2 protein-coding genes and 2 pseudogenes are annotated in these 2,272 nt (G+C 69.1%); 3 read left to right on the top strand and 1 reads right to left on the bottom strand.

Annotated features, from left to right (window positions below):
• Window positions 1-557: FAD-linked oxidase C-terminal domain-containing protein (locus BN4332_RS12620; protein ID WP_276527214.1), on the top strand; the 557-nt coding region annotated here is incomplete at its 5' end.
• On the opposite strand, the gene BN4332_RS12625 is transcribed toward BN4332_RS12620, so the two are convergent.
• Complete coding sequence (locus tag BN4332_RS12625) at window positions 520-864, bottom strand: hypothetical protein (protein WP_435405159.1); 345 nt, start codon at window positions 862-864, stop codon at window positions 520-522. The genes BN4332_RS12620 and BN4332_RS12625 overlap by 38 nt on opposite strands.
• Here BN4332_RS12625 and BN4332_RS12630 point away from each other — a divergent pair.
• Both BN4332_RS12630 and BN4332_RS34300 read left to right on the top strand, forming a co-directional pair.
• A pseudogene (locus BN4332_RS12630) lies at window positions 801-2,120 on the top strand (DEAD/DEAH box helicase); the annotation flags it as partial. The gene BN4332_RS12625 and the pseudogene BN4332_RS12630 overlap by 64 nt on opposite strands.
• Window positions 2,117-2,272: pseudogene (locus tag BN4332_RS34300) on the top strand (oxidoreductase); the annotation flags it as partial. The pseudogenes BN4332_RS12630 and BN4332_RS34300, both read left to right, overlap by 4 nt.

Raw genomic sequence — 2,272 nt, forward strand, 5'->3', positions numbered from 1 at the left:
ACGGCGCCTGGCAGTTGCTGATCGAATTGGCCGGCGACAGCGACCAGACCGAACGCCTGGCCCAGGCGCTGGAGGGTGCCGACCTCGTCGGCGAGCCGGCCGTCGGCGTCGACGTGATCGCCCAGCAGCGGTTGTGGCAGGTGCGCGAGTCGGTGGCCGAGGTGCTCGGATTGTTCGGCCCGCCACTGAAATTCGATGTCTCGCTGCCGCTGTCGGCCATCCGGGAGTTCGCGACCGAGGCGACCGGCGTGATCGCAACGCAGGTCCCCCAGGCCATCCCGGTGCTCTTCGGCCACCTCGGTGAGGGCAATCTGCACCTGAACGTGTTGCGCTGCCCCGCCGAGGCCGAACCGGCGCTGTACGCCGCGATGATGGCGTTGATCGCCGAGTGCGGCGGCAACGTCAGCTCCGAACACGGCGTGGGCTCACGCAAGCGCGACTATGTGGCGATGTCCCGCTCCGAGGCCGACATCGCGGCCATGCGCGCGGTCAAGGCCGCGTTCGACCCGACGGGCTACCTCAATCCCGCGGTGTTGTTCCGTCGCTCTCGGCCATGAACTCGGCGTAGATGTTCTTCCACTGCTCGGGGTCCTCGACCACGGGCGGCGCACGCAACACCACGGTGGCCGCCTCGTCGTCGTCAGCGCCGTCGTCGTGGTCGACGGTGAACTCGACGTAATCGTCGTCATCGTCGTCGCGCGGGTCGGTGTAGGGCTCCGGGTTCGCGCCGGGCACCGATGCGGGTGCCGTGCCGAAACCGACCAGGAACAGCGCCCCGACCACCCCGAACAACGCGATGAACGCGGGCAACAGCATGGACTGCGACATCGCCGCGGCGAACGGCGCGTGCAGGAACTCCGGCAACTCGGNACATCCTGCTGCGCCGCCCACCGCGCACCGTCAGCGGCCGGGCGCTGCCCCGTAGCGGGGACACCGCCACCGATGTCACCGCGGCGTTGCTGGACCTGGACGGCTCGTACCTCGCCGTGCACGGGCCACCCGGCACCGGCAAAACCCACACCTCGGCGAAGATCATCGCCCGCCTGGCCAACGAACATGGTTGGCGTATCGGCATCGTCGCGCAATCACATGCGGTGATCGAGCATCTGCTGGATCAGGTGCTCGACGCCGGGGTGGACGCGGCGCGGGTGGCCAAGAAACGCAAGGGCGCCGACCCGCGGTGGACCGAGATCGACCAGAACCACTACGCCGCGTTCATCGCCGACCATCCCGGCTGCGTGATCGGTGGTACCGCATGGGATTTCGCGAACGAAGCGCGAGTGCCACGGCAATGCCTCGACCTGCTGGTGCTCGAGGAGGCCGGCCAGTTCAACCTGGCCAACACCATCGCGGTGGCCCCGGCCGCGCGCAACCTGCTGCTGCTCGGCGACCCGCAGCAACTGCCCCAGGTCTGCCAGGGCACCCATCCCGCACCGGTCGACGATTCGGCGCTGGGCTGGCTGGTCGAGGGGTCGCACACGCTGCCGGCCGAACGGGGCTACTTCCTGGACCGCTCGTTCCGGATGCATCCGGCGGTGTGCGGTCCGGTATCGCGACTGTCGTATGACGGCCGGCTGCGGTCACACGAAAAGGTCAGTGCGGCACGGGCACTCGACGGTCTCACCCCTGGCGTGCGGGTACTCGAGGTGCCGCATCTCGGCAATTCGACCGACAGCCCGGAAGAGGCGCACGCGATCGTCGCGGCCATCACCGGCCTGCTCGGGACCACCTGGACCGACGAGCACGGCAGCACGCCGCTGGGCCAGGAACACGTCCTGGTGGTGACGCCCTACAACGCGCAAGTGACCACGGTGCGGCGGGCACTCGACGCGGTCGGCCTGACCGAGGTACAGGCCGGCACAGTGGACAAGTTCCAGGGCCGGCAAGCACCCGTGGTGTTCGTGTCGATGACGGCGTCGTCTGCCGCCGACGTACCGCGGGGCATCGGCTTCCTGTTGAACCGCAACCGGCTCAACGTGGCGATCAGCCGGGCCAAGTACGTCGCCTACATCGTGCGCTCACCACAGCTCACCGACTACCTGCCCGGCCAGCCCGACAGCCTGATCGCGCTCGGGGCCTTCCTGGCACTGACCGAGGACTGTGATACACCCGACCGGTGACTGAAACGCTTACCGAAACGCTTGCCGGGATCGTGGGCGCCGGCCAGGTCACCACCGATCCCGACGTGTTGGACGGCCGCTGCATCGACCACACCGGGCGTTACCGCGGGCGGGCCACGGCCCTGGTCCGGCCGGGCACCGCCGACGAGGTG

The organism is Mycolicibacterium houstonense (assembly GCF_900078665.2).
GTDB lineage: Bacteria > Actinomycetota > Actinomycetes > Mycobacteriales > Mycobacteriaceae > Mycobacterium > Mycobacterium houstonense.